At 40.3% G+C, this 21,829-nt stretch carries 19 protein-coding genes; 7 read left to right on the top strand and 12 right to left on the bottom strand.

All coding sequences use genetic code 11. From position 1 onward, the window contains the following. Positions 1-20: 20 nt before the first annotated feature. Positions 21-1,922: a S9 family peptidase gene (locus BM015_RS11315; RefSeq protein ID WP_090658406.1), complete on the bottom strand. Its 1,902-nt coding sequence runs from the start codon at positions 1,920-1,922 to the stop codon at positions 21-23. Between the two features lie 363 nt (positions 1,923-2,285). Here BM015_RS11315 and BM015_RS11320 point away from each other — a divergent pair, with 363 nt between their 5' ends. Both BM015_RS11320 and lepA read left to right on the top strand, forming a co-directional pair. Then, the gene (locus tag BM015_RS11320) at positions 2,286-2,780 is read left to right on the top strand and encodes a hypothetical protein (RefSeq protein ID WP_090658408.1); all 495 of its coding nucleotides are present in this window, start codon (positions 2,286-2,288) and stop codon (positions 2,778-2,780) included. A 242-nt stretch (positions 2,781-3,022) separates the two neighbouring features. Then, complete coding sequence (gene lepA, locus BM015_RS11325; protein ID WP_090658792.1) at positions 3,023-4,807, top strand: translation elongation factor 4; 1,785 nt, start codon at positions 3,023-3,025, stop codon at positions 4,805-4,807. Positions 4,808-4,836: 29 nt separating this feature from the next. Here lepA and BM015_RS11330 read toward each other — a convergent pair whose 3' ends face one another. The 3 genes from BM015_RS11330 to BM015_RS11340 all read right to left on the bottom strand — a co-directional run bounded on the left by BM015_RS11330 (position 4,837) and on the right by BM015_RS11340 (position 8,595). Continuing rightward, positions 4,837-5,856, bottom strand: a complete 1,020-nt coding sequence (locus tag BM015_RS11330; RefSeq protein WP_090658794.1) for a nucleoid-associated protein — start codon at positions 5,854-5,856, stop codon at positions 4,837-4,839. 78 nt (positions 5,857-5,934) lie between these two features. Continuing rightward, positions 5,935-6,162: a UPF0175 family protein gene (locus BM015_RS11335; protein WP_090658410.1), complete on the bottom strand. Its 228-nt coding sequence runs from the start codon at positions 6,160-6,162 to the stop codon at positions 5,935-5,937. A gap of 66 nt (positions 6,163-6,228) precedes the next feature. Next, the gene (locus BM015_RS11340; RefSeq protein WP_090658796.1) at positions 6,229-8,595 is read right to left on the bottom strand and encodes a glycoside hydrolase family 127 protein; all 2,367 of its coding nucleotides are present in this window, start codon (positions 8,593-8,595) and stop codon (positions 6,229-6,231) included. Between the two features lie 513 nt (positions 8,596-9,108). Between BM015_RS11340 and BM015_RS11345 the strand changes: the two genes are divergently transcribed. The 4 genes from BM015_RS11345 (at position 9,109) to BM015_RS11360 (ending at position 13,842) form a co-directional block, all read left to right on the top strand. Then, positions 9,109-9,582: a DinB family protein gene (locus tag BM015_RS11345; RefSeq protein WP_177191885.1), complete on the top strand. Its 474-nt coding sequence runs from the start codon at positions 9,109-9,111 to the stop codon at positions 9,580-9,582. Positions 9,583-9,805: 223 nt separating this feature from the next. Then, positions 9,806-11,914 carry a beta-N-acetylhexosaminidase family protein gene (locus BM015_RS11350; protein ID WP_218148483.1) on the top strand — a complete coding sequence of 703 codons (2,109 nt, stop codon included), beginning with the start codon at positions 9,806-9,808 and terminating at the stop codon, positions 11,912-11,914. Positions 11,915-12,150: 236 nt separating this feature from the next. Beyond that, positions 12,151-12,588 (top strand): DUF1810 domain-containing protein, encoded by a 438-nt coding sequence (locus BM015_RS11355; RefSeq protein WP_090658414.1) that lies wholly within the window; start codon positions 12,151-12,153, stop codon positions 12,586-12,588. A 144-nt stretch (positions 12,589-12,732) separates the two neighbouring features. Beyond that, a complete protein-coding gene (locus BM015_RS11360) occupies positions 12,733-13,842 on the top strand; it encodes an acyltransferase family protein (protein ID WP_090658416.1) in 1,110 nt (369 codons plus the stop codon). A gap of 96 nt (positions 13,843-13,938) precedes the next feature. On the opposite strand, the gene BM015_RS11365 is transcribed toward BM015_RS11360, so the two are convergent. The 8 genes from BM015_RS11365 to BM015_RS11400 all read right to left on the bottom strand — a co-directional run bounded on the left by BM015_RS11365 (position 13,939) and on the right by BM015_RS11400 (position 20,926). Then, on the bottom strand, positions 13,939-14,952 hold the full coding sequence (locus tag BM015_RS11365) for a tetratricopeptide repeat protein (RefSeq protein WP_143075830.1): 1,014 nt from the start codon (positions 14,950-14,952) through the stop codon (positions 13,939-13,941). An 81-nt stretch (positions 14,953-15,033) separates the two neighbouring features. Continuing rightward, the gene (locus BM015_RS11370) at positions 15,034-16,266 is read right to left on the bottom strand and encodes a DUF1015 domain-containing protein (protein ID WP_090658422.1); all 1,233 of its coding nucleotides are present in this window, start codon (positions 16,264-16,266) and stop codon (positions 15,034-15,036) included. A 3-nt stretch (positions 16,267-16,269) separates the two neighbouring features. Further along, positions 16,270-16,611 carry a DUF5615 family PIN-like protein gene (locus tag BM015_RS11375; protein ID WP_090658424.1) on the bottom strand — a complete coding sequence of 114 codons (342 nt, stop codon included), beginning with the start codon at positions 16,609-16,611 and terminating at the stop codon, positions 16,270-16,272. After that, positions 16,604-16,846: a DUF433 domain-containing protein gene (locus tag BM015_RS11380; RefSeq protein WP_090658426.1), complete on the bottom strand. Its 243-nt coding sequence runs from the start codon at positions 16,844-16,846 to the stop codon at positions 16,604-16,606. The genes BM015_RS11375 and BM015_RS11380 overlap by 8 nt, the downstream gene beginning before the upstream one ends. 26 nt (positions 16,847-16,872) lie before the next feature. Further along, on the bottom strand, positions 16,873-17,943 hold the full coding sequence (serC, locus tag BM015_RS11385) for a 3-phosphoserine/phosphohydroxythreonine transaminase (RefSeq protein ID WP_090658428.1): 1,071 nt from the start codon (positions 17,941-17,943) through the stop codon (positions 16,873-16,875). A 154-nt stretch (positions 17,944-18,097) separates the two neighbouring features. Continuing rightward, positions 18,098-18,730 carry a hypothetical protein gene (locus BM015_RS11390; RefSeq protein WP_090658430.1) on the bottom strand — a complete coding sequence of 211 codons (633 nt, stop codon included), beginning with the start codon at positions 18,728-18,730 and terminating at the stop codon, positions 18,098-18,100. Between the two features lie 504 nt (positions 18,731-19,234). Continuing rightward, positions 19,235-19,831: a hypothetical protein gene (locus tag BM015_RS11395; RefSeq protein WP_090658433.1), complete on the bottom strand. Its 597-nt coding sequence runs from the start codon at positions 19,829-19,831 to the stop codon at positions 19,235-19,237. Between the two features lie 33 nt (positions 19,832-19,864). Next, the gene (locus BM015_RS11400) at positions 19,865-20,926 is read right to left on the bottom strand and encodes a HEPN domain-containing protein (RefSeq protein ID WP_090658437.1); all 1,062 of its coding nucleotides are present in this window, start codon (positions 20,924-20,926) and stop codon (positions 19,865-19,867) included. Positions 20,927-21,429: 503 nt separating this feature from the next. Here BM015_RS11400 and BM015_RS11405 point away from each other — a divergent pair. Further along, on the top strand, positions 21,430-21,816 hold the full coding sequence (locus BM015_RS11405; RefSeq protein ID WP_090658439.1) for a helix-turn-helix domain-containing protein: 387 nt from the start codon (positions 21,430-21,432) through the stop codon (positions 21,814-21,816). The last annotated feature ends 13 nt before the right edge of the window (positions 21,817-21,829 follow it).

Consider the following 21,829-nt stretch of genomic DNA (forward strand, 5'->3'; position numbering starts at 1 on the left):
TAAAGCTCCGGCGCAGATGATCACTCCAACGTTTCCTTCAGCCATTTAAAAAATTCATGCTGCCAAACCAACGCATCCTGCGCTTTCAATACCCAATGGTTTTCATCAGGCAAATACAAAAAACGGCTTTTAATACCTTTTAACTGTGCCGCCTGGAAAGCCTGCTGGCCCTGTTCAATGGGCACACGGTAATCTTTACCGCCTTGTACAATCATAATCGGCGTATCCCAGTTCTGCACAAAATTGCTCGGGCTTTGACTAAAGGATCGTTGGGCAACAGCATTATTCAATTCCCAGTAAGCCCCGCCTTTTTCCCAGTTTTCAAACCACATTTCATCAGTGGTGCCATACATGCTCCTGAAATCAAACACACCATCATGCGCCAGGAAAGTTTTGAAACGATGGTTATGTATGCCAGCCAAAGCATACACACTGAAGCCGCCAAAACTGGCGCCGATACAGCCGCGTTTTGAAGTATCAACATAAGGCAAAGTGGAAGCATCATCTATAGCATTGAGATAATCCTGCAAAACCTGGCCGCCCCAGTCTTTGCTTACCGCTTCATTCCACGCAGTGCCAAAGCCCGGCATACCGCGACGGCAGGGCGCAACAATTATATAATTATTGGAAGCCATTAACTGAAAATTCCACCGGAAAGAATAGAACTGCGAAACCGGGCTTTGCGGGCCGCCCTGGCAATACAAAAGCGTTGGATACTTTTTGGTTGAATCGAAGTTGGGCGGCAGTATTAACCAAACCAGCATTTGTTTATTATCCGTTGTTGTAACATATCTTTTCTTCCAGGAGCATAAAGCAAGCGAATTATAAATATCATCATTCACATGCGTTATTTGTTTAAGCATTGAAGACTTAACATCCAACGAATAAATTTCTGTTGCATGGTTGAAATCTGTTTTTGTTACATATAAAACATTGTTTACTTCACCAACAATACTGCTTATATCAAAATCACCTTTTGTTGCCTGGCGAACCACAACTGCCATTCTTGTTTTACCCGGATAATTCACTTCAAATAATTGCAGCGTACCATCAACCGGCGCAATAAAATATATTCTTTTACCATCATCACTCCATTTAAAACTTTCCACGTGAATGTCATCGCGGCTGCCGGTTAAATTCATCTTAGTAATGCCATCGGAAACAATTATATCCTGCTTGTCCGATTCATAGCCATCACGTTTCATGCTTAGCCATGCCAACTCCCCTTTACTGTTGTAAGCAGGATTGATATCATAGCCCATCATACCTTCTGTAAGATTTTTTGTTTCGCCGGTTTCAATATTATACTCAAACAAATCAGTGTTTGTACTAATAGTGTAAGCTGTTCCCTGTTTTGGCTTGGTTACATACACCACATGTTTTCCATCGGGATTAAATATAAAATCTTCATCGCCGCCAAAAGGTTTTTGCGGGCAATCGTAAGACTGGCCGGCCATCAGGTCTTTCTTTGCCGTATCACCTGTTTTGTTTAAAAATATATGGCTGAATTTTCCATCTTCCCACTCATCCCAATGGCGGTACATAAGGGAGTTATAGATCATGGCGTTACTCTTTGGCAAACCAGGGTAATAATCGCTGCCAAATACATTCATCAGCTTTACATCAGCAGCGCTTATCTGCCATTTGCCATCGGGTGAAATATGTGTGTTAGGCACAAGCGTATCTGCATTGGTAATTTCTTCTGCTGCGCCGCCGCCAATGGGAACGCGGCAGGCTTTGGTGGAACTTTTATTCGTTGCCACATCCGGTGTGCTTACAGCATACACAATATATTTTTTATCTTTTGAAATACCGGTGGCATTCACTCTTCCGAGTTTCCATAGCAGTTCGGGCGTCATTACATTTTGCGCAAGGCAAAACAGGGGCGCAACAAAAAGCAGCAGTAAGAATGTTTGTTTCATGTGATGAATTTTTATTTTTTAAGGCCACATGGAATTCGCCTATGAACATCTTCGGTTGGCATCAACTTTTTGTTATGGCTCATTTCATGTGATGATTTTTCCCTCACCCTCGTTCCCTCTCCACAAGTGTAGAGGGATGCCCATGTTCCGGGTGCGATTATTAAATATTGCAACGGGCGTTTGCATTTTTAGTTTCGTGTTTTTAAAGCAGGCTGGTTTATGTTTAATGTTTAGCAGTATCTTACATTTCGAAATATGCAGGATGCTTAACTTCGAATTGCAAGATAACCGATGTTTCTTTTATTGCTTATATTAAACTAAAACGGAACACAAATTTGGATCATAGGACATTTATTGAAATATATGCGAGTATTTATAATAATCTCAACTCTATTATTTTCCCTGGCATCAACAGCACAATCGGTTTTTCATGGGCGCATAATATTACAAGACAGTTTATTCCCGAAGGATGGACGCATAATTTTTCCTCTTATAAATGATACTTCCAAGGCAGATTTATACAACCCAATAAATATTGATTTAAGCAATCCAAATCACAGAATATTTTATTTGATTTGGCCAGATTGGAAAAGCAAAGTTTTCAGATTTATTGATGGGGTTTGTACCGACTCTGTTTACAGTATTAAAATCCCAAATGATAAATTCTATAAAGAATTTCAGCAAAAGGAAATTTGCCCTATCTGCTTCCGTTCAAAATATTTAATTCCGATAATTTATGGATTACCTGGTAGTAAACTTATGAAGCAGGCAAAGCGGAATAAAGTTATTCTTGCAGGTTGTATTCTTTATGAAGATGCACCAAAATTCTATTGCACAAAAGACAATTTCCAATTTTAATAAATACCATATTCTACAACAATAATAATAGTAATGGATAAATCCGGTCGAATAATACCTGAAATAAAATCTTTTGCTGAATAAAGCTTATGCAGCATAAGAGAATGACTTCCCAAAATCAGGGCAGGCTAACTATAATACCATCCCTTCAACTGCCGCCTCCAAAAAATCATTGCAAACAGCTTATTCACACCGCAAGCATTTCAAAGGAATTAACAAACCCAACATTATCTTTGCCGCTTATGAAGAAGATCAGGAATTTCTGCATCATTGCGCATATAGATCATGGTAAGAGCACGCTTGCAGACAGGTTGCTGGAACACACCAAAACTATCAGTGAAAGGGAAATGATGGCCCAGGTACTGGATGATATGGACCTGGAGCGTGAAAAAGGAATTACTATTAAAAGCCATGCCATTCAAATGAATTATGTGCATAATGGCGAACAATATACTTTCAACCTCATTGATACCCCCGGCCACGTTGATTTTAGCTATGAAGTGAGCCGCGCCCTGGCTGCCTGCGAAGGCGCTTTGCTGTTGGTGGATGCCACCCAGGGCATCCAGGCGCAAACCATCAGTAATTTATACCTGGCTATTGAAAACGACCTGGAAATAATTCCCGTTATCAATAAAATTGATATGGATGGCGCTATGATTGCCGAGGTGAAAGACCAGGTAATGGACCTGATAGGTTGTAAAGAAGAAGAAATTTTACTGGCCAGCGCCAGGAATGGTATTGGCATAGAAGAAATTTTAACCGCTATTGTTGAACGCATTCCCGCACCAAAGGGCAACCCCGAAGCGCCTTTGCAGGCTTTGATATTCGACAGCATGTTCAACAGTTTTCGCGGTATTATTGCTTATTTCCGAGTGTTTAACGGCTCTATAAAAAAAGGCGATACAATAAGGTTTATTTCAACAGATGCTGAATATGAAGCGGATGAAGTGGGCATTCTGAAACTGGGTTTGCAGCCGGCGAATGAAGTAAAAACCGGCGATGTGGGCTATATTATTACCGGCATAAAGAACGCCAAAGAAGTAAAGGTGGGCGATACGATTACATTATCCGGAAACCCCGGCGAGCCTATTAAAGGTTTTGAAGAAGTGAAGCCGATGGTGTTTGCGGGCATTTATCCCGTATCAACAGATGATTTTGCAGAGCTGCGTGAATGCATGGATAAACTGCAACTGAATGATGCTTCACTTACGTATGAAATTGAAACTTCACAGGCTCTGGGCTTTGGTTTCCGCTGCGGCTTTTTGGGCTTGCTGCACATGGAAATTATTCAGGAACGTTTGGAACGTGAATTCAACCAAACTGTAATTACAACTGTTCCCAACGTAAGTTTTCATGCTTACACCACGAAAGGTGAAAAACTGATTGTAAATAACCCGGCAGAAATGCCTGATACCACAAAGCTTGATCATATTGACGAACCGTATATTAAAGCGCAGGTAATTTCGCTGCCGGAATATATCGGCAACATTATGACCTTGTGTTTGGGTAAACGCGGTATTCTTATCAACCAGTCTTATTTAACCACTACCCGCGTTGAACTTATTTTTGAAATGCCGCTCACCGAAATCGTATTTGATTTTTATGATAAGCTGAAAAGCCAGACACGCGGTTATGCTTCGTTTGATTACTCACCTATCGGTTACCGCGAAGCAGATATTGTGAAGATGGATATTTTGTTGAACAGCGAGAAAGTGGATGCTTTAAGTGCCTTAATTCATCGCAGCCGTTCCCAGGACTTTGGCCGCAAGCTTTGCGAAAAACTAAAAGAGCTTTTACCGCGGCAGCAATTCCAGATTGCCATACAGGCGGCCATTGGCGCCAAGATAATCGCCCGTGAAACCATCAGCGCTTTTAGAAAAGATGTTACAGCTAAATGTTATGGCGGCGATATAAGCCGTAAACGCAAGCTGCTGGAAAAGCAAAAAGAAGGCAAAAAACGCATGCGGCAAATTGGCAACGTAGAAGTGCCGCAGGAAGCGTTCCTGGCGGTATTGAAGCTGGATTAAGTTGAGCTGCTGCCGTTTATACTTAAAAATCAGGCTTCGTGCTCATAATAAATCTTATAATACTTTCTGCCGTTTTCATCAATGCCCTGTTCTATCAGTTCACGGTTGCCATGAATATAAATATGAAAGTTCTTATCAAGTTTTAAAACACTTTTAAATGCCCGCGCCTGCTGCTTTACAGCCTGTGCGGATATATCAAAATTATCAGCCAGGTCCACTGCATTTTCCTGCCGGTAATGCTGGTCGAATTTTTGAAAAGATTCTATCACATTAGGATGAAAGAAAACCTCCTGTTCAAATTCCTCCTTATCAAACTGGTCATGCTTTTTAAAATAATCAACAGAACGGTTAAGCAAATCAATTTTATCAGCCTTGCTCATTTCAAACTCTTCATCTATTTGTTTGGTAACAAAATGTTTGGTGATGCCCAGGAATTGATTGGTTTGCATAAAATCATTATTCAATATCAGCACGCCTAAAAAATCATCTTTCCAGTATTGGGCTTCTGTTCCCTTGTTGGTATTATCTACAACAGACAATATAAACCCGTTTTCTTTTTCCGTATTAAAAATAAGGCAGCCTTTATCAAGCTTATTAATGTTAATGCCCTGACGGCTTTCTATATCAAAACCGCCTGTTACCGGTTCAACTTCTATATAAGTGTCTTTATTTTCAGATTTGAATAAGCCAACCGCATCCATTGTTTTACCGTTTAAATGGCAATCTTTAAGATAAGCCACATAAAATTCACCGCCTTTTATTTTAGGATGCGTGCTTTTATCATACAAATGTTTGGCAATATTTACAGACTGTTCATGCAGTGATTGCGGGTTTTCAAAAATGGCTGAAATGCAGGCATACACTGCATTTAAAGAAATATCTATTGTGTGGTAAAGCCGGTAATATTCTTCTGATTTAAATGATGAAAGAAAGTATTGTAACAAGGCATCCTGCAGTTCATCGTTCAGTGTTATACTTTCTTTTGATAACCGGATGGGTTCATCCAATAATTTATTGCCTGTTTTATGAATTGAAATAGCTTGTATCATTTTGCTTATGCTTATAAAAGGGGCCCAAGGATAAAGCAAAAAACTGAATTATATATGCAGTTATAAGATGGAACGGTTTTACGCATTCGCTACGTCGCTTAATAAATCAGAAGCGGGATAATTGAAGATAGATACATTATATTTCCCTAACAATTCTGCAAATGTTCTTTTGGTTAAACCGGCAACTTCAGCAGCCTGGCCTAATGTTAATTTACCTTGTTCATACAGTTGTGCCGCAACCAGCATGGCAATTTCATTATTGTCCATTTCTAATGTATCAGGAATAGTAAGTGTCACGGTTTTCATACATCAAACTTAATACTTTTTAAGTATCTGTATTAAATGCAAACAACGTTTTGTATTAATTATACATCACCACTTCCTTATCGTCCTCACACCAAAAACACGCCCTGCAGTTTTGCCATTGGTTGATAATACTTTTACATTAATAGTTGATTTATCTTTTAACAGGCCTTCCGGTATTGAATATGCTTCATCATAAAATTTGCCGGTTGCTTTTCCGCTCAATTCCACGGAGGCAATCTTTACTTCATCAACCAAGATATCAAAGCTCCTGTTTTTATCGTCGCCGATATAAGTAAATAGTAATGCCACCGGCTTATTGTTATCAACCTTCATATCAAACGAAAAGAAACCATCTCTTCTCACTTCACGGCCGGAGCGGCCATAAGCCTGGTCAACGTAAGATTGCTCGCTTGATTTTAAATTATGGTCGCGTTCCGGCTGCATTTCACCAATGCGGAAGTTATCAATGGTTTGCGCTTCTATTTCCTGCTGGTGCTTTTTCTCCGCCTCATATTCAGCCTGCCTTGCAGCCCAGTCCGCATTAGTAAAATAATCCCAGTAAACACTGTAATGATTATCGATATTCTTATAAAAAGGCGTGAGCGTTACATCAAAAGGTTTGCCCGTATTTTTCGTATGAAAAGTAAGCGGTGCCGTTTTATCTTTCACAACCCAGTCGCTCACATTCCTGTTATCCGTTAATAAAACCGGCGTGCCGTAAACAGGATCAGGCATAGTATCGCCCAGATTACCTGCCAGCACCAGCGGGCCATATAATAAAGCCACACGGTTTTTATTATCGGGCATGCTTTCGGTATATAAACTCATATCAAAAGCAATATCAATCCTGTCATTATCATTCCATTTTTTATTGATGACAAGAAAGCCTTCAGCATCTTTTTCAGCTTTAACTTCTTTACCGTTCACTTTTATTATGGCGCTGGTTGTTGCCCACCACGGCTGGCGTATTTTAACCGCGAATGCAACTGTTTTTTTTGTTGATATAACAACGGATGTTGTTCCGTTTTCAGGATAAGTTGTATGCTGTGTTATAGTTACATTTTTACTTCTCCAGTTAAGCTGGGACGGAATAAAAAGGTTGATATATAAGCTTCCGCCGGCGCCTTCAAAATAAATATCTTCCGTGTATTTGGAATGATTTTCCATACCGCTGCCCACGCAGCAGGTAAACGTATTGGTTGAATCACTGAATTGTTTTTTAGCGCCCATACGCAGCGGTTCAAAATACAGCATCATTGCATTATGAGGGTTTTGCGAAGCAAGAATATCATTATATAATGCACGTTCATAATAATCCATCAGGCTCGCCTTTGGCTGCCACGAAAACAGATGCCCTGTAAGTTTAAGCATATTATAAATACAGCAGCTTTCTGCAGTGTTATCGCTAAGGGCATCGTTCAGTTTGCCGGGCTGGCCGAGATATTCATAGTTGCCGTTACCGCCCGTTACATAACTATGATTATCCACCACAATATTCCATGCGCGGCTTGCAATGGTTTCATCGCTTTTGTTTGCCGTTAACTCATATTGCCTGGCACTGCCAATGGCTTTTGGAATATTAGTGTTGGAATGCCTGCCTGCAAGCGGATCGGGCTTACCTTCAGCTAATGGCTGCATAACAAAATCATCATAAAATTTATAGGAAAGATCGAGGTATTTTTTATTGCCTGTAATGGCATAAATATTTGCCAGCACATCGTTCATACCGCCAAATTCACACTTCAACATCTTCTGGCGTTGCGCTTCATTCAACGGGTCAACAATAGACGCTGTCCAGTCAGCCATCTTTGTCACAATATCCAATGCCTTATTGTTATCAGTATACAAATAAGCATCCACTAAACCTGCCATTACTTTATGCACAGTGTACCAGGGGCTCCAGCCGCCATTCAAATCAAAACCACCGCTCTTAATATCACCGCGCTGCACTTTATAAAAAATAGAATCTTCGTTGGGAATAGCGCCCACATAACCTGTTTTTCTTGCAGCCTGGCACCTGGTCAGCTCGTCAACAATATAATCCACCCGTTGTTTAAAATGTTCGTTGCCGGTGGAGGCATACATCATTGAAAGGGCAGATAAATAATGTCCTAATGTATGGCCCGAAAGCCCTTCACTCTCCCACCCGCCATAAACGCTATCCTTCGGCGGCAAACCTGAGTTTATATAAAAACGGGTAAGTAACCTGTCAGCGCTTAAAGACAATAAGTAACCGCCATCAATTTCCATAGCATGTTTAAAAGGGCTGTTATCAATCAGCCGCACATCTTTCAAGTTGAATGCGTAAGCCTTGGGCTGCACCGCAGGCTGCACTTTAAGCTTGCTGTTATTTTTTTCAGGAAGCCACGACTGTGAAAAAACAGTAAAAGAAAAAAATGCCGCGGTAATAACTAAAATAGCTTTCAGTTTCATGCTTAAAAATACTTCAGGAATAATGAAATGAATCAGTGAACAAGAATACGAATAAATAAGCTTATTCAGTTTTTTGAAATAAACCATACGGAAGCAGAGGAAATATTTATAGCCAGATGCACAGATTTCGATTTGTGCCTGTGGCTAAACTTTATATAAATGAGAGAAATGGCCCGTGTTAAGCAATATTCATCAGCCATAGATGCACGGTTTTTAATCTGTGCATCTGTGGCTAAACTTTACATAAATGAAGAGCAACGGCCCGTGTTAAGTAATTACTATGTGGTTAAATTAAACCACCAGAAACAAAAGCAATATTCATAGCCATAGATGCACGGCTTTTAATCTGTGCATCTGTGGCTAAATTTTACATAAATGAGAAGCAGCGGCCCGTGTTAAGTAAATGCTATGTGGTTAAAATAAGCCAAAAAATTCATGTACAAATTTTTACTGCTGACATACTGTTGTCACCAGGGCTTCCGAATTTTGTACAATAACTTTAAAATAAAAATAATGAGCACAAAACCAATTATTACCAAAGATGAAATGCTGCAGCATTGGTTAGCACACCGCGGCCTTACAAGAAAAGCAATTGAAAAATTTCCAGAAAAAGAATTGTTTGAATTCAGCATCGGTGGCATGCGGACTTTTGCAGACCTGGCAAAAGAATTACTCGCTATTGCCGTGCCTGGCTTAAAAGCCATTGCAACAAATGAAGCTGAGCCCTTCAATCCTGGTTCTTCAATACAAACCAAGGCAGCGCTTCTGCAGCATTGGGATGAAGCCACTCCAAAAATCACTGAATATTTCAATCAGATTCCGGAAGAGCGTTTTCATGAAAAATTTAAATTGTTTGGTGAATATGAACTAACCATTATCAATCATATTCTTTATTTCATAGACAATGAAATACATCACCGTGGACAGGGTTATGTTTACCTGAGGGCCTTGCAAATTGAACCGCCATTTTTCTGGGACAGGTATTAAAAGTTATTATTTCACAACAGGTTAAATTCTATTTATTTTAATTCCGGCATTATCTGCTAACAATATGATGATGCCGGAATTGATGTTTATGCATGGCATTTAAATTATAAACTATAATCTTTCCCCGTTCATCATCAGCCCCTAACTTTATAGCTTTTAAAATAACGGCATTATTGCCGCCTGTTGCTATATGTCAGAGTTCAAAAAAAGCATTGCTTTTATTATGGGATTATTGCTGGTTGCCGGCAATTGTTTATCACAAACTTTTCAATACGATACAACTTCCGCACGCCAGCGTTATGCGGTAACGCGCCTGTCTGAAGCTTTAAAGCAGGATAGGTCAGCCAATGTTTATACAATACAATTGATCACTGATACCTCAGCCTATGCATTGGAAAGTTTTTCTGTTAACAATAGTAATCATTCGGTCAGCATCACAGGCGGCAGCGACAGGGCATTGATTTATGGATGTCTTTCTGTGGTGGAAGACCTGCGCAACGGCATTGCTTTAGAAAATATCCAACCAAAAAAGGAGAAAGCTTTTCTTGCTTTCCGGGCTATTAAATACGACCTGCCCTGGGACACATACCGCCACAGTTATGCGCTTTCATTGCACGATACCACCTGCCGTGATACGGCTTACTGGAAAGCATTTTTAGACATGATGGCAGAGAACCGTTTTAATGCGCTCACCCTATGGAACCTGCATCCTTATACTTTTCTTATCAAACCCAAAAATTTCCCTGAAGCCAGCCCCTGGAATGATGATGAGATGAAAGCCTGGCAAACACTTTTTCACGCCATTATGCGCATGGCGCATGAAAGGGCGATTGATACCTACATCATTCCGTTCAACATATTTGTAACGCCTGAATTTGCCAAAGCGCATAATGTTGCTATGGATAACCTGCAGCATGATTATTTTGTAAGGGGCGATACCTCGGCTATTATAAAACAATACACCCGCGAATGCGTAACGCAAATGCTGGAAGAATATCCTGAGCTTACCGGTATGGGGCTTACCCTTGGTGAAGGCATGGCGGAGATGACGCCGCAACAGCGCGAAGACTGGATGAAAGAAACCATTATTGAAGGCATGCGGCAGGCTAACCGTAAATCGAAACTTATACACCGCATACCGTTTTCAAGCACTACGGGGTCACTGGGCATTACGAGTATTGAAACCGAAAAACTTACCCGCAATGCGATAAAACAGGAAGCTGCAATGGGCTTTATGGAAATGCCTGTTTGGGCTGATCTTAAATTCAACTGGTCGCATGCACATTCCACCACAAAACTCATTAAGGTGCATGGCGGCAAATTGTATGATACCTATTTTAAACCGGAACCGGAAGTATATAAGGTTACCTGGACGGCCCGTAATGAAGACTTCTTTTGCCTGCGGTGGGGCGTGCCTTCTTTTGTGCGGGAACATATTTTAAACAACAGCCAGTCATGGTGCGGTGGTTATACAATTGGCTCTGAAACCTATATTCCTGCCAAAGATTATTTCACCAAAGACAAGAATGATCTTCCCTGGCATTATGCATTTGAACGGCAATGGTTGTTTTATAAATTATGGGGAAGATTATTATATAACCCGTTGCAGGATGACGCTATATTCAATGCTGAATTTACACGCCGTTATGGTGTGCAGGGCAAACAACTGCCGGAAGCTTCTTCATTGGCCGGTTCAACTGCTTTGCGCATTGCATCAGATTTTGATTGCGGCTGGGACTTTACTCTATATACCGAAGGCATGATGGCATTAGATGCAGCTACCAAAAATGTAAGCTATATTTCTGTTGAACGGTTAATAAATCAGCCGCCGCTTGATACGGATTATGTATCCATAAAAGATTATGTTCAGCAGGTTCAGGCCGGGCAAAGTTTTGATAAAGCAAAAACAACGCCGCCACAGCTTGCAGCCATGCTTGAAAGGGATTGCAATAAAGCATTGCAGCTTGTGCAAAACATCAGCGCAAAAAACAATAAAGCATTGATGTATGAGGTAGCCGATATAAAAACATGGAGTTATCTCGGTTTGCATTTTGCCGCGAAGATAAAAGGCGGTATTGCATTGCAAACTTATCGCACAACCGGCGATGAAAAATATAAGCGGGACGCTGTTATGCATCTTCAAAATGCATTGAAGCACTGGGATGCAATTATCAGCATTACACGGCCTTTATATAACGATATGCCGCTGGTTCATCTAAGCCAGCAGGGAGGAAAAGAGAACGCAGAAAATTTCTATAAAACTTTTCACTGGCAAATGTTAAGGGCTGATGTATTGAATGATGTGCAAATGGCGGAGAATATTCATAAATAATGCAGGCTCAAAAATGATTATTCAAGGCCCTCAAATTTGCCGGGGATTTCTTCTGTCGCCATGATTACAATTAACGGGGTTAGCTGTGTTTTATACTTACATTGCTTTATAACGGGAATGTAATAGAACAACGCCCAATATACCGGTTCATATAAAGTTTTTAAACAAACAATTCAACCAGCTTCCCGATAGTGCGGGATACTTTTATACATTTGCTTAATTCAACATCATTTTAAATGGCACAATCATCTAACGATACATATAATCTTGAAAGGTTTGTTGAAGCGCAGGAAGCGGAATACAACATTGCATTAAACGAAATAAAAAACGGCAAAAAAGAAACCCATTGGATGTGGTACATATTTCCACAGGTTTTAGGCCTGGGCTTTACCAGCGTTTCCATGGAATATGGTATAAAAGATATGGATGAAGCAGCCGCTTATTTAAATCATCCTGTGCTGGGCTTGCGCCTGGTTGAAATATCCAACGTGCTCTTAACTCTTGATACCAATAATGCCCGTGAAATATTTGGAGGCTCTGATGCCGTTAAACTAAGATCAAGCATGACCTTATTTTCATTAGTGCCCAATGCTGATAAGGTTTTCCAGCTTGTGCTGGATAAATTCTTTAACGGGAAGAAAGACGAGAAGACCCTGCAACTGCTGGGGCTATAATGCCTTACATTAAAACCGGTTTTTTCCTATAGCATTATTAATGATAAAAAAATGCATTAAAACGGCGTTGTATTTAATATGTTTGTACTACCAAAATGAATTGACTTATTATAATCACCCCATGAAACAAATCCGATCAGCATAATGAATAAAATCAATAGCCGCAATTTCAATGTACGCAAACTTATTTTTCCATACGATGATAAAAAGGACCATTTTAAAGCGCTGGACGGTTTGCGCGGGCTTGCTGTTTTACTTGTTATCGTAAGCCATGCCAGTCTTGATAAAATATATGCTTTCCAGCATGCAGACTTTTCAGGAATGGGGAAGCCGGGTGTTTTTTTATTTTTTGTCCTTAGCGCTTATTTATTAGACCGGCAAATTATTGTTGGCTTCGTAAACGGAAAGGCCAATATTAAATTCTGGATGAATTATTTTCTGCGCCGGTTTATGCGTATCTACCCGATGTATGTTATTGCTTTATTTACTTTTTATTTATGTTATAAAGTTGGTTTTGGATCGCCTATACATGATTTACCAACCATATTCAGGCACCTTACACTGCAACAGGGACTTGGTATTTTCTGGAGTATTGCAGTAGAGTTTAAGTACTATTTTATTTCGCCGCTAATAATGGCTTTTTGCAATTATGCTTTACGATGGGACCTGAAAAAAGTAACTGCATTTATTTTAGCGATAATGATTGTATCTGTTTACCTGCAAATGCGCAATAAATACGATGAAATTACGCTCGTACGCTATCTCCCTATATTTCTCTCAGGCACCTTATTATCTATTTATGAAGTAGTGTTGGAAAAACGCCACAACCTGCAGCTTTTTAAAAGCAAAGGTTTAGGATATGCGGGCCTGTTTTGTTGTTTGCTCATTATTATAAGTATTCCATCTGTATATACCTGCCTGTTTCTGAAACCCGGTGAAAAATACCCGATAGCAGATTCCATATTTTATTTGCCTTATGCTATTGTATGGTGTGTTATTTTAATGGCAGTTAAGTATGGCAGCCTGAATTTTTTAAGAAGTTTCTTTGAGATTACTGCCATTCGTTTTCTTGGTGTTATAAGTTTCAGCATGTATTTATTTCATCTTCTTTTTTTAAAGATTGCCGGAATGCCTAAGCTGCATATTCCCCAATATGCGCAGTTTTATGTGTTCCTGCTCATTGCATGCTGCGCCAGTTTTTTCAGTTATGTTTTAATTGAAAGAAATCTTCAGAAAATAAAGATCAGGTATTAAGAAATTTCTATGTCCCAATTTGTATGGAGCTCATTATAAATAAACGGCCAGGTACTTTATAACAGGTTTCCTTGAAAGAACAACTGTTGACAGATATTACATCCTGCCATAATATTGTTCCGGCGGCATTTTAAATAAAACATTGCGCTGGTATTGCGTGAAGCTCTGCATTTCCTCATCGTGCGTGTAAACCCAGTTGTCATATTTATTCTTGTTGATGGCCTGCCCGAACAACCATTGGTTGTAAGCATCAAACATGCCATCACGCATTAATTTCAATTGCAGGTCGAATAATTTATAAGGATAATTATTGGCGTTTGTATTTGACCAGTTCAATAAAAACCTTGCCCGGAATGCAGTTATCATTTCAGGCGATATATCGCCGCTTTCGTTTTCCATAACGGCAAGCATAGATGATGCAACAGCTTTTTCAAAATCATTGCCGTTATTTTTCAGTTCCTCAATATTGGCTTTATTATTAAACAAGCCTTTATAATTGTTCAGTAATACAGTTTTTATTTCAGTAGTGCGTTTGGTAAGCGTTTCAATGTTTATGAATATCTCACCATAAATATTACTCCAGAAAATATTGTTGTTATCAGCATAATATTTACAGGCATAATAATAATTGCCGCTGTAACTGGGATCGGCGGCAATGCCTTTCTCCCATTGGTTGATGGCTTCACGCTTATTATTGTACTGCGTGTACATGTCGCCATATTCACTGTATAAAACACCGCTCTTAGGGAATTTTTTCAGTGCAGCCTTATACATTTTATCCGCATCCTTATAAGCTGCTATGGCCTTATATGCCATGCCGAGTATCTGGTAGCTTTGCACATCAGCATCATCACGGCCTGTAAGTGATTTACCTATTTTTATGGAACGCTGATAATCCCTGCTGATAAAAGCGATATAAGCCTCGTCTTTTAGCAGGTCAATATTATCAGGGTATTGCTCAAGCCCCTGTTCGAGTGTTTGAATAGCGCCGGAAAAATCCTGCTGCTGCGCAGCCGCCGTAGCCTGCTTGCGAATGGATTCAACTGTTTGCTGCGCATATAATAACTGCGAACTGTAAAGCAAAGCAATCAATAAAAAAACTCTTTTCATATACCGGCTTTTAATCATAAAGAAATCAAAACGCTTTCTTCATAAAATATCATGCCCATTAGCATCAATCACCCGTTAAATTTATTCATATATAAGATGGGTAACAAGCCCGTCCCTCAGTTTGGGTTCAAACCAGGTGCTTTTGGGCGGCATAATGCTGCCGCTGTCGGCTATATCAAACAACTGCTGTATGGTTACGGGATAAATGCTGAATGCCATTACACATTCGCCGCTGTTTACCCTTTTTTCCAGTTCATTCAGGCCGCGGATACCACCTATGAAATCAATATTCTTATCCGTGCGCTGGTCTTCTATGCCAAGGTATTTGCCCAGCACATTGTTTTGAAGAATGGTTACATCCAGCACGCCAATCGGGTCTTCGGAATAACTGCCTTCTTTTGAAGCAAGCTTATACCATTGATTGCCGATATACAAGCCAAACGTATGCGGTTGCTGTGGCTTATAAGCAGAGTTGGCTTTTTCCACTGTAAAATCTGCTTCCAGCTTTTGCAGGAAATCTTCCTGGCTTAAACCGTTCAGCGTTTTAACCACGCGGTTATAATCCATTATCTCTAACTGGCTGGAAGGGAATAATGTGGTAAGAAAATAATCAGAAGCCGGTGTTCTTTTATCGCCTAAGCTTTTGCGCACTTTAGCCGCTGAAGCAGCGCGGTGATGTCCGTCGGCAATATAAGTGAAGGGTATATTTTTCTCAAATATCTCCTGTATGCTGCTGATCACTTTATCATCGCTCACAATCCATAATGTATGTGCAATGCCATCTTCCGCTACAAAATCATACACGGAACTTTTCTTGCTTATCCAACTGTCAATTAAAGCATCCAGTTCAGCATTGGCCGGGTAAGCCAGAAATACATTACCCGTTTGTGCGCCGGTAGTTTTTATATGGTTAATGCGGTCGTTCTCTTTATCCGGCCTCGTGAGTTCATGTTTTTTAATGATGTTATTTTCATAATCATCAATGCTGCTTAATGCCACAAGCCCCACCTGGCTCCTGCCATTCATCACCAGGCGGTAGATATAAAAACATTCCTTGTTTTCTGAAAACAACACATCGCGTTTGCGAAATGCTTCCAGGTTTTCTTTCGCCTTTTCATAAACAGGTTCGCTGTGTATATCAGTGCTTTCGGGTAAATCAATTTCGCTTTTTGTAATATGGAGAAAAGAATTGGGATTACCCTGCGCTTCCACTTTTGCTTCAGCGCTGGTTAACACATCATACGGCTTACTCGCCACCTGCTTTGCAAACTGCGCCTGTGGCCTTAATGCTTTAAACGGTTTAATAATTGCCATTACTTATACTATCGCCTCAATTTTTGTTTTATAAATGTTTACAAGATTGTTGCTTGCAATCAGTGCTTCTACGTCTTTCCAGCAACCAGATAATAATTCAAAGAATGTTTTCATTTTTACATTTCCGAATTTTATATGTATCACTTTTGGGGGTGGACCATACGATAGCAGCATCAGTGAAAAATCTTTGTCCTTCGATATAATCGTCAGGTTATTTTTTTTTGCGTAATTCCATACCTCATCATCTGAAGCCTGGTCATCAATATCTCTTTGATGCACGAAATCAGCATTATTCCATAAAGAAAAATAGTATGGAAGATTTACATCAATCAAATACTTAGGCATTTACAATAATTGGTTGGATAGTGTAACTCATGCCTGAAATATTTGCAGCATATTTCAAACAGGCTTGTATATCTTCCTCTTCAAGTGAAGGATATTGATGTAATATCTCTTCATGGGTTTCTCCGGCGCTTAAGAATTCAAGAATAGTTTGTACAGAAATTCTCTTACCCCTTATAGATGGCTTGCCATCCAGGATGTTTTTGTCAACCGTAATTCTCTCAGGAAGGATATTCATGCTTTTTTTATAAAGTTAAATAATTGTCACCCATGCTTTTCATTAAAATCTTTCATCAGGTCGCATAAAACCTGCACGCTGCTTAACGGTAAAGAATTGTACATAGATACCCGAAGCCCGCCCACAGTCCTGTAGCCCTTTACGCCCACCATGCCATTGTTTTTACATATATCCAAAAACAGTTTTTCATGCTCCGGGTTTTGCGTGGTAAAAGTTGCATTCATTAAGCTCCTGTCGCGCTTATCCACCTTGCCCATGAAGGCATCCAATGAATCCAGTGTATCATAAAAAAGATCGGCACGCTCCTGCGCCCTGCGCTCCATTTCCGGCAACCCGCCTTCTTTTTTTATCCAGCGCAGCGTGAGCAGGCTCACATATACAGCAAAAACTGATGGTGTATTCATCAGGGATTTTGCCTCAATATGGTTGCTGTAATTTAAAATGGAAGGTATTGCCCTGCTTACTTTTCCTAAAATATCTTTCTTTACCACCACAATAGTTGCGCCCGCAGCGCCTGCATTTTTCTGCGCCCCGGCATATATGAGCGAATATTTTGAAAAAGGCATTTCACGGCTAAAGATATCACTGCTCATATCTGCTACCAGCGGCACATTGGCTTCAGGAATAAAATTCCACTGCGTGCCTTCCACCGTATTGTTGGTAGTGTAATGCAGGTAAGCTGAATCCTGCGGCACAGATAATTCCCTCGGTATATATGTATGTTCCCGGTCTTTTGAGGAACAGGCAATGTGCACATTGCCAAAAAGCTTTGCTTCCTTTATGGCTTTGGCGCCCCAGATGCCGTTATCACAGTAAGCAGCCGTTGCTTTTTCATCCAGCAAATTCATCGGCACCTGCATAAACTGCTGGGTAGCACCGCCCTGCAAATACAACACTTCGTATGAATCATCTAACTGCATCAGTTCCTTCACCAGCGAACGGGCTTCTTCCAGCACATTCACAAACCATTCCGTACGATGGCCTATCTCCAAAATAGATAAACCGATATGGTTAAAGTCTATAACCGCTTCGGCAGCCTGCTGCAATACTTCAGCCGGCAATATGGCCGGCCCTGAATTAAAATTATACATCTTCATTTGTACACCTTAAAAAAAGAGGTGCAAAAGTAAACGCTTTACGGGAGAATTATCTTCCTAAATGCAGCGTGCTGTATAAATGGCATGCGGGTGTTGAAAAATATAAAACCTATATAAAACCTATAAGGTTTCAAAAACCTTATAGGTTTGCCCCTTACAAGTCTAAAAACCGGCCATTCTCCGGTTTGGGGTAAACCACCTGCTGGTGAAATTTTATATATGCCTCCCTTCCTCCAAACCATTCCAATAATTCATTGCGCAACAGGCTTGTGGGCGCATTGCTTAATATAGGTTTATAACTGTCAAATGGCCATTCGCCTATTGTTTTGGTTAACCGGTGGTGCACTGCATTTTTATGAATATACCATACATACCCTGTCAAATCGCTTTCTGCCCCTGCCCTGCTTCGTTTTATATAATCCATAAACAAAGACCCCTTACGCTGGTATGTTTTATTGAAGGCTTTGGTGTAGCTGTTTAAAAAATTACTGAACCGTTCCATGGCAAAATCACAAATATCATGATGCAGCAGGCTGAAAGTAACCTGTTTTACTTTTTCAAAATGTGCTATCATACTTTCTTCGCTGTTCATTTTGGCCAATAAATGAAAATGGTTAGGCAGCAGGGCATAACAATATATTTTGCAAACGCCATCAGTATGTTCTTTTAATTTTTTTAGAAAAAAGAAATAATTCTCCGGCGAAAGGAATAATTTTTCGCTGCCTGTTGCCCTTGAAAACAGGTGATAAGTTTGGTTGGGCAGAAGTGGTTGATGGTACGGGTTCATATTTAAAGCTATAAAAAACCAGCAAAAAAACCTATAAGGTTTCAAAAAACCTTATAGGTTTTACATAGACAGGCCCGCCCGGTTGACTTTTTTAAAAAAATGCTCCGGAGGAGCAACATATTTTTGTAGATATAGATTGAATAATGAATGCATCCCGCCCGCCGGGGTTCGGGAATAAGAAATATTTCAACCCGGATTACAAAATTGAAGATGGCTGCAGAATATAAAACGCATCGAACGTCATTTCGACAACAGGAGAATTTAGAAGCAATCATCAAAACCTAAGAATAAATATGAATGAGACAAATTGAGATGTAGGGGGTATAAGGGTCAGGGCTCCTCCGTATCTCCTTGTACCCTCCTCCATACTTCCTCCATAGTTAGTGCATGGGAATGCATGGTTTCACCGGCTTCCCTTTAAACATATACAAGGTATAGAGCAGGTACCGCTATGGCTGCTCAAAAGCCATTCAATATATTATAACTCTTGCAGGGCATTATTGCTTAATGCTTGTTGATGGGTTTGCTGCCTTTAAACGGCATTCCCGTATCAAGCAGTTTATCCTGCTTCTTCTCCAGCCTGTAAGCCAGGCATACCAGCCATTTCAGGTACTGGTAAAACAACACCACATTGCGGTGTGTTTCTTTCTTAACACCTGTATAAGTAACCACGGCATCCAGTAAATCCATCAGTTCAATTACAGCATAGCTACGCCGGAATAATTTGCAGAAACGCAGAACCACTTTACCAGGTTTTTTTATTTCTTCTTCACATAGGTAATATATCTTGTTGTACAGCAGGCACATTCTTTTGGTTCTGTACCTGGGTTTGTTCAGTTCATATACAAGCCAAAACGCTTCCGCCAGTTTCAGCAGCGCATCCACAAAATCCATCATGTCTTCCCGCATATATGCTTCATCATAGGCACTTTGATCATTCGCCAGTGCCAGCCGCTGCCAGCGGATCAGCTCTTCCCTGCATATATGTAACTGGAAATTGATGAAAAAAGCACGTAACTTATTCAAAACATCTTTATTGCCTTTTATTAAATAGTGATAAGGCTTCTGAAACCTTGTTCTTATTATATCATCATTATTCATCACTTAAAAATTTAATGCCGGTATGCTAAAACATCAGCAATGAGCTTCTTTATTTTCCCGGTTGGTTTCAGCGTTAAGCATTGCGATTTTGCGCCGAAATATTTCCCCCGTGCGTTCATGCAGTTTTTTAGTGGCTTCAGTTATTAAAGTGAAATCATTATCACTTATATTGAAATGCTCCGAATACCTTGCTTCCAGGTAAGCCTTTTCCAGTATGCGCAGCAAACGGTTTTCTTCCGCTTCATCCTCTGACAACAGGTACCATAATTCAGGCACATAACGCCGCAAGGGCTTTTTTAGCTCAGCGAAACAATGCGTTTTGGGGCAGTTGCCTGACAACGCCTTTACCAACCCGCGTATATCCAGTTCAACGGCCTGTTGCAGCATAAAAGTTGCCATAGCTTCTTCATGCCGCCTGTAATAATCACTGGCGCCTTCCAGGAAGTTTTCCGCCCGCTGGTGGGCTACCTCAAATTCGTGGCTTGCGGTAGCTGCTTTTGTTTTCAGCATGCCCGGCTTTAGTGCGGGAAACGCTGTCTTTCCATCATCATACACCAGGTTTTGGCTGGTGCAGGCCAGTGAGTAGAAAATATGGCCTGCTTCCAGTTGTTGCTGCAGGGAAGCTGATTTGTGCAGCGACACATTGATCACGGCATTGTCAATACTGGCCATGGAGATTACCTGTTCATAATGGCTGAAAGCGGTTTGCGTGGTTTCAGGAATAACTACCAGCAGGTCAAAATACTCCTTACCCTGCTCATCATTATATTCAGCAAGCAGGTAAATCTTTTCCGGATTAATGCTGGCCTTAATAAAGCCAATTACTTGTTCTTTAGCGGTAGCAGGAAGTGGTTGCCCTTCTTCATGTTTGAATGCGTCAATTTCTTTACCGGCTTTGTCCAGTATGTCAAGCAGGGTATTGAAAGGATAAAAGAAATCATCTAAATAAAATGGCAAACCGGTACGTAGCTGATCTTCCAGGAAATCAATAAACATCCTGCGCAGGTTTTCTTTAAACTCTGCAGGATGCTGGTATTCGAAAAGCTGCAGGAAACGGTTGGAAACCTCTTCGCTGAGGGTATATGCTGTTTGCATGGCTATGGGTTTTAATTAGCATGAAGTACGGTTTTGTGTTTGGGATAAATTATTCCTGTGGTTACTGTTTTACGCGGTGTGGAAGGATGTTTTATTTCTCCTGTACTTTTTTCTTGATAAAAAAGTACCCCCGCCTGACCGGGGCCAGTCGGGCAGGAAAAAATCAAGAGCGAATGATATTGCTCAGCATCATGTTTGTTTTTATTGTCTTCGCGAACCTCCTTCGTCGGTTTCAGCACATTCGCTCATTCGCCTTGATTGCTCACTATATTTATTATTTTTTATGGTGTTCGCGAATCTCCTTTGTCGATTTTAGCTTTATGCTGATGATTCTTCAGCAGTTGAACCTTGATGCCTTAGTTCGATCCGGATTATGGCCTGCAATATGTAAACGTATATATGCTGACTTATAACCTGCATACCTGTTATTCAATATTCTTTATAACTAATAAAGTAACGCTGTAATTATTTTATCTTTATACCCTAAACCAGGTTATTATTATATGGAAAAAACCATACACGAAGGCCGCAACGTAAAACGCATCCGCGAAATGCTGGGCATAAAACAGGAAACCCTTGCCCTTGAACTCGGCGACGACTGGAACCAGAAAAAAATATCCTTACTGGAAGGCAAAGAATCCATTGAACCACAATTGCTGGATGAAGTAGCCAAGGCTTTGAAAGTACCGGTGGAAGCGATTAAGAATTTTGATGAGGAGAAAGCAATCAATATTTTTTCTAACACTTTTACGAGCAATGATACTTCAACTTTAAATGCGATAAACTACTATCCAACTTTTAACCCTGTTGATAAGATTATTGAGTTATATGAAAGGATGCTGAAGGACAAAGATGGGATAATTGAGGAGTTGAAGAAGATAGGTAAATAAAAAGCTTTGATTT

Origin of the sequence: Parafilimonas terrae (assembly GCF_900115755.1) — a bacterium.
GTDB lineage: Bacteria > Bacteroidota > Bacteroidia > Chitinophagales > Chitinophagaceae > Parafilimonas > Parafilimonas terrae.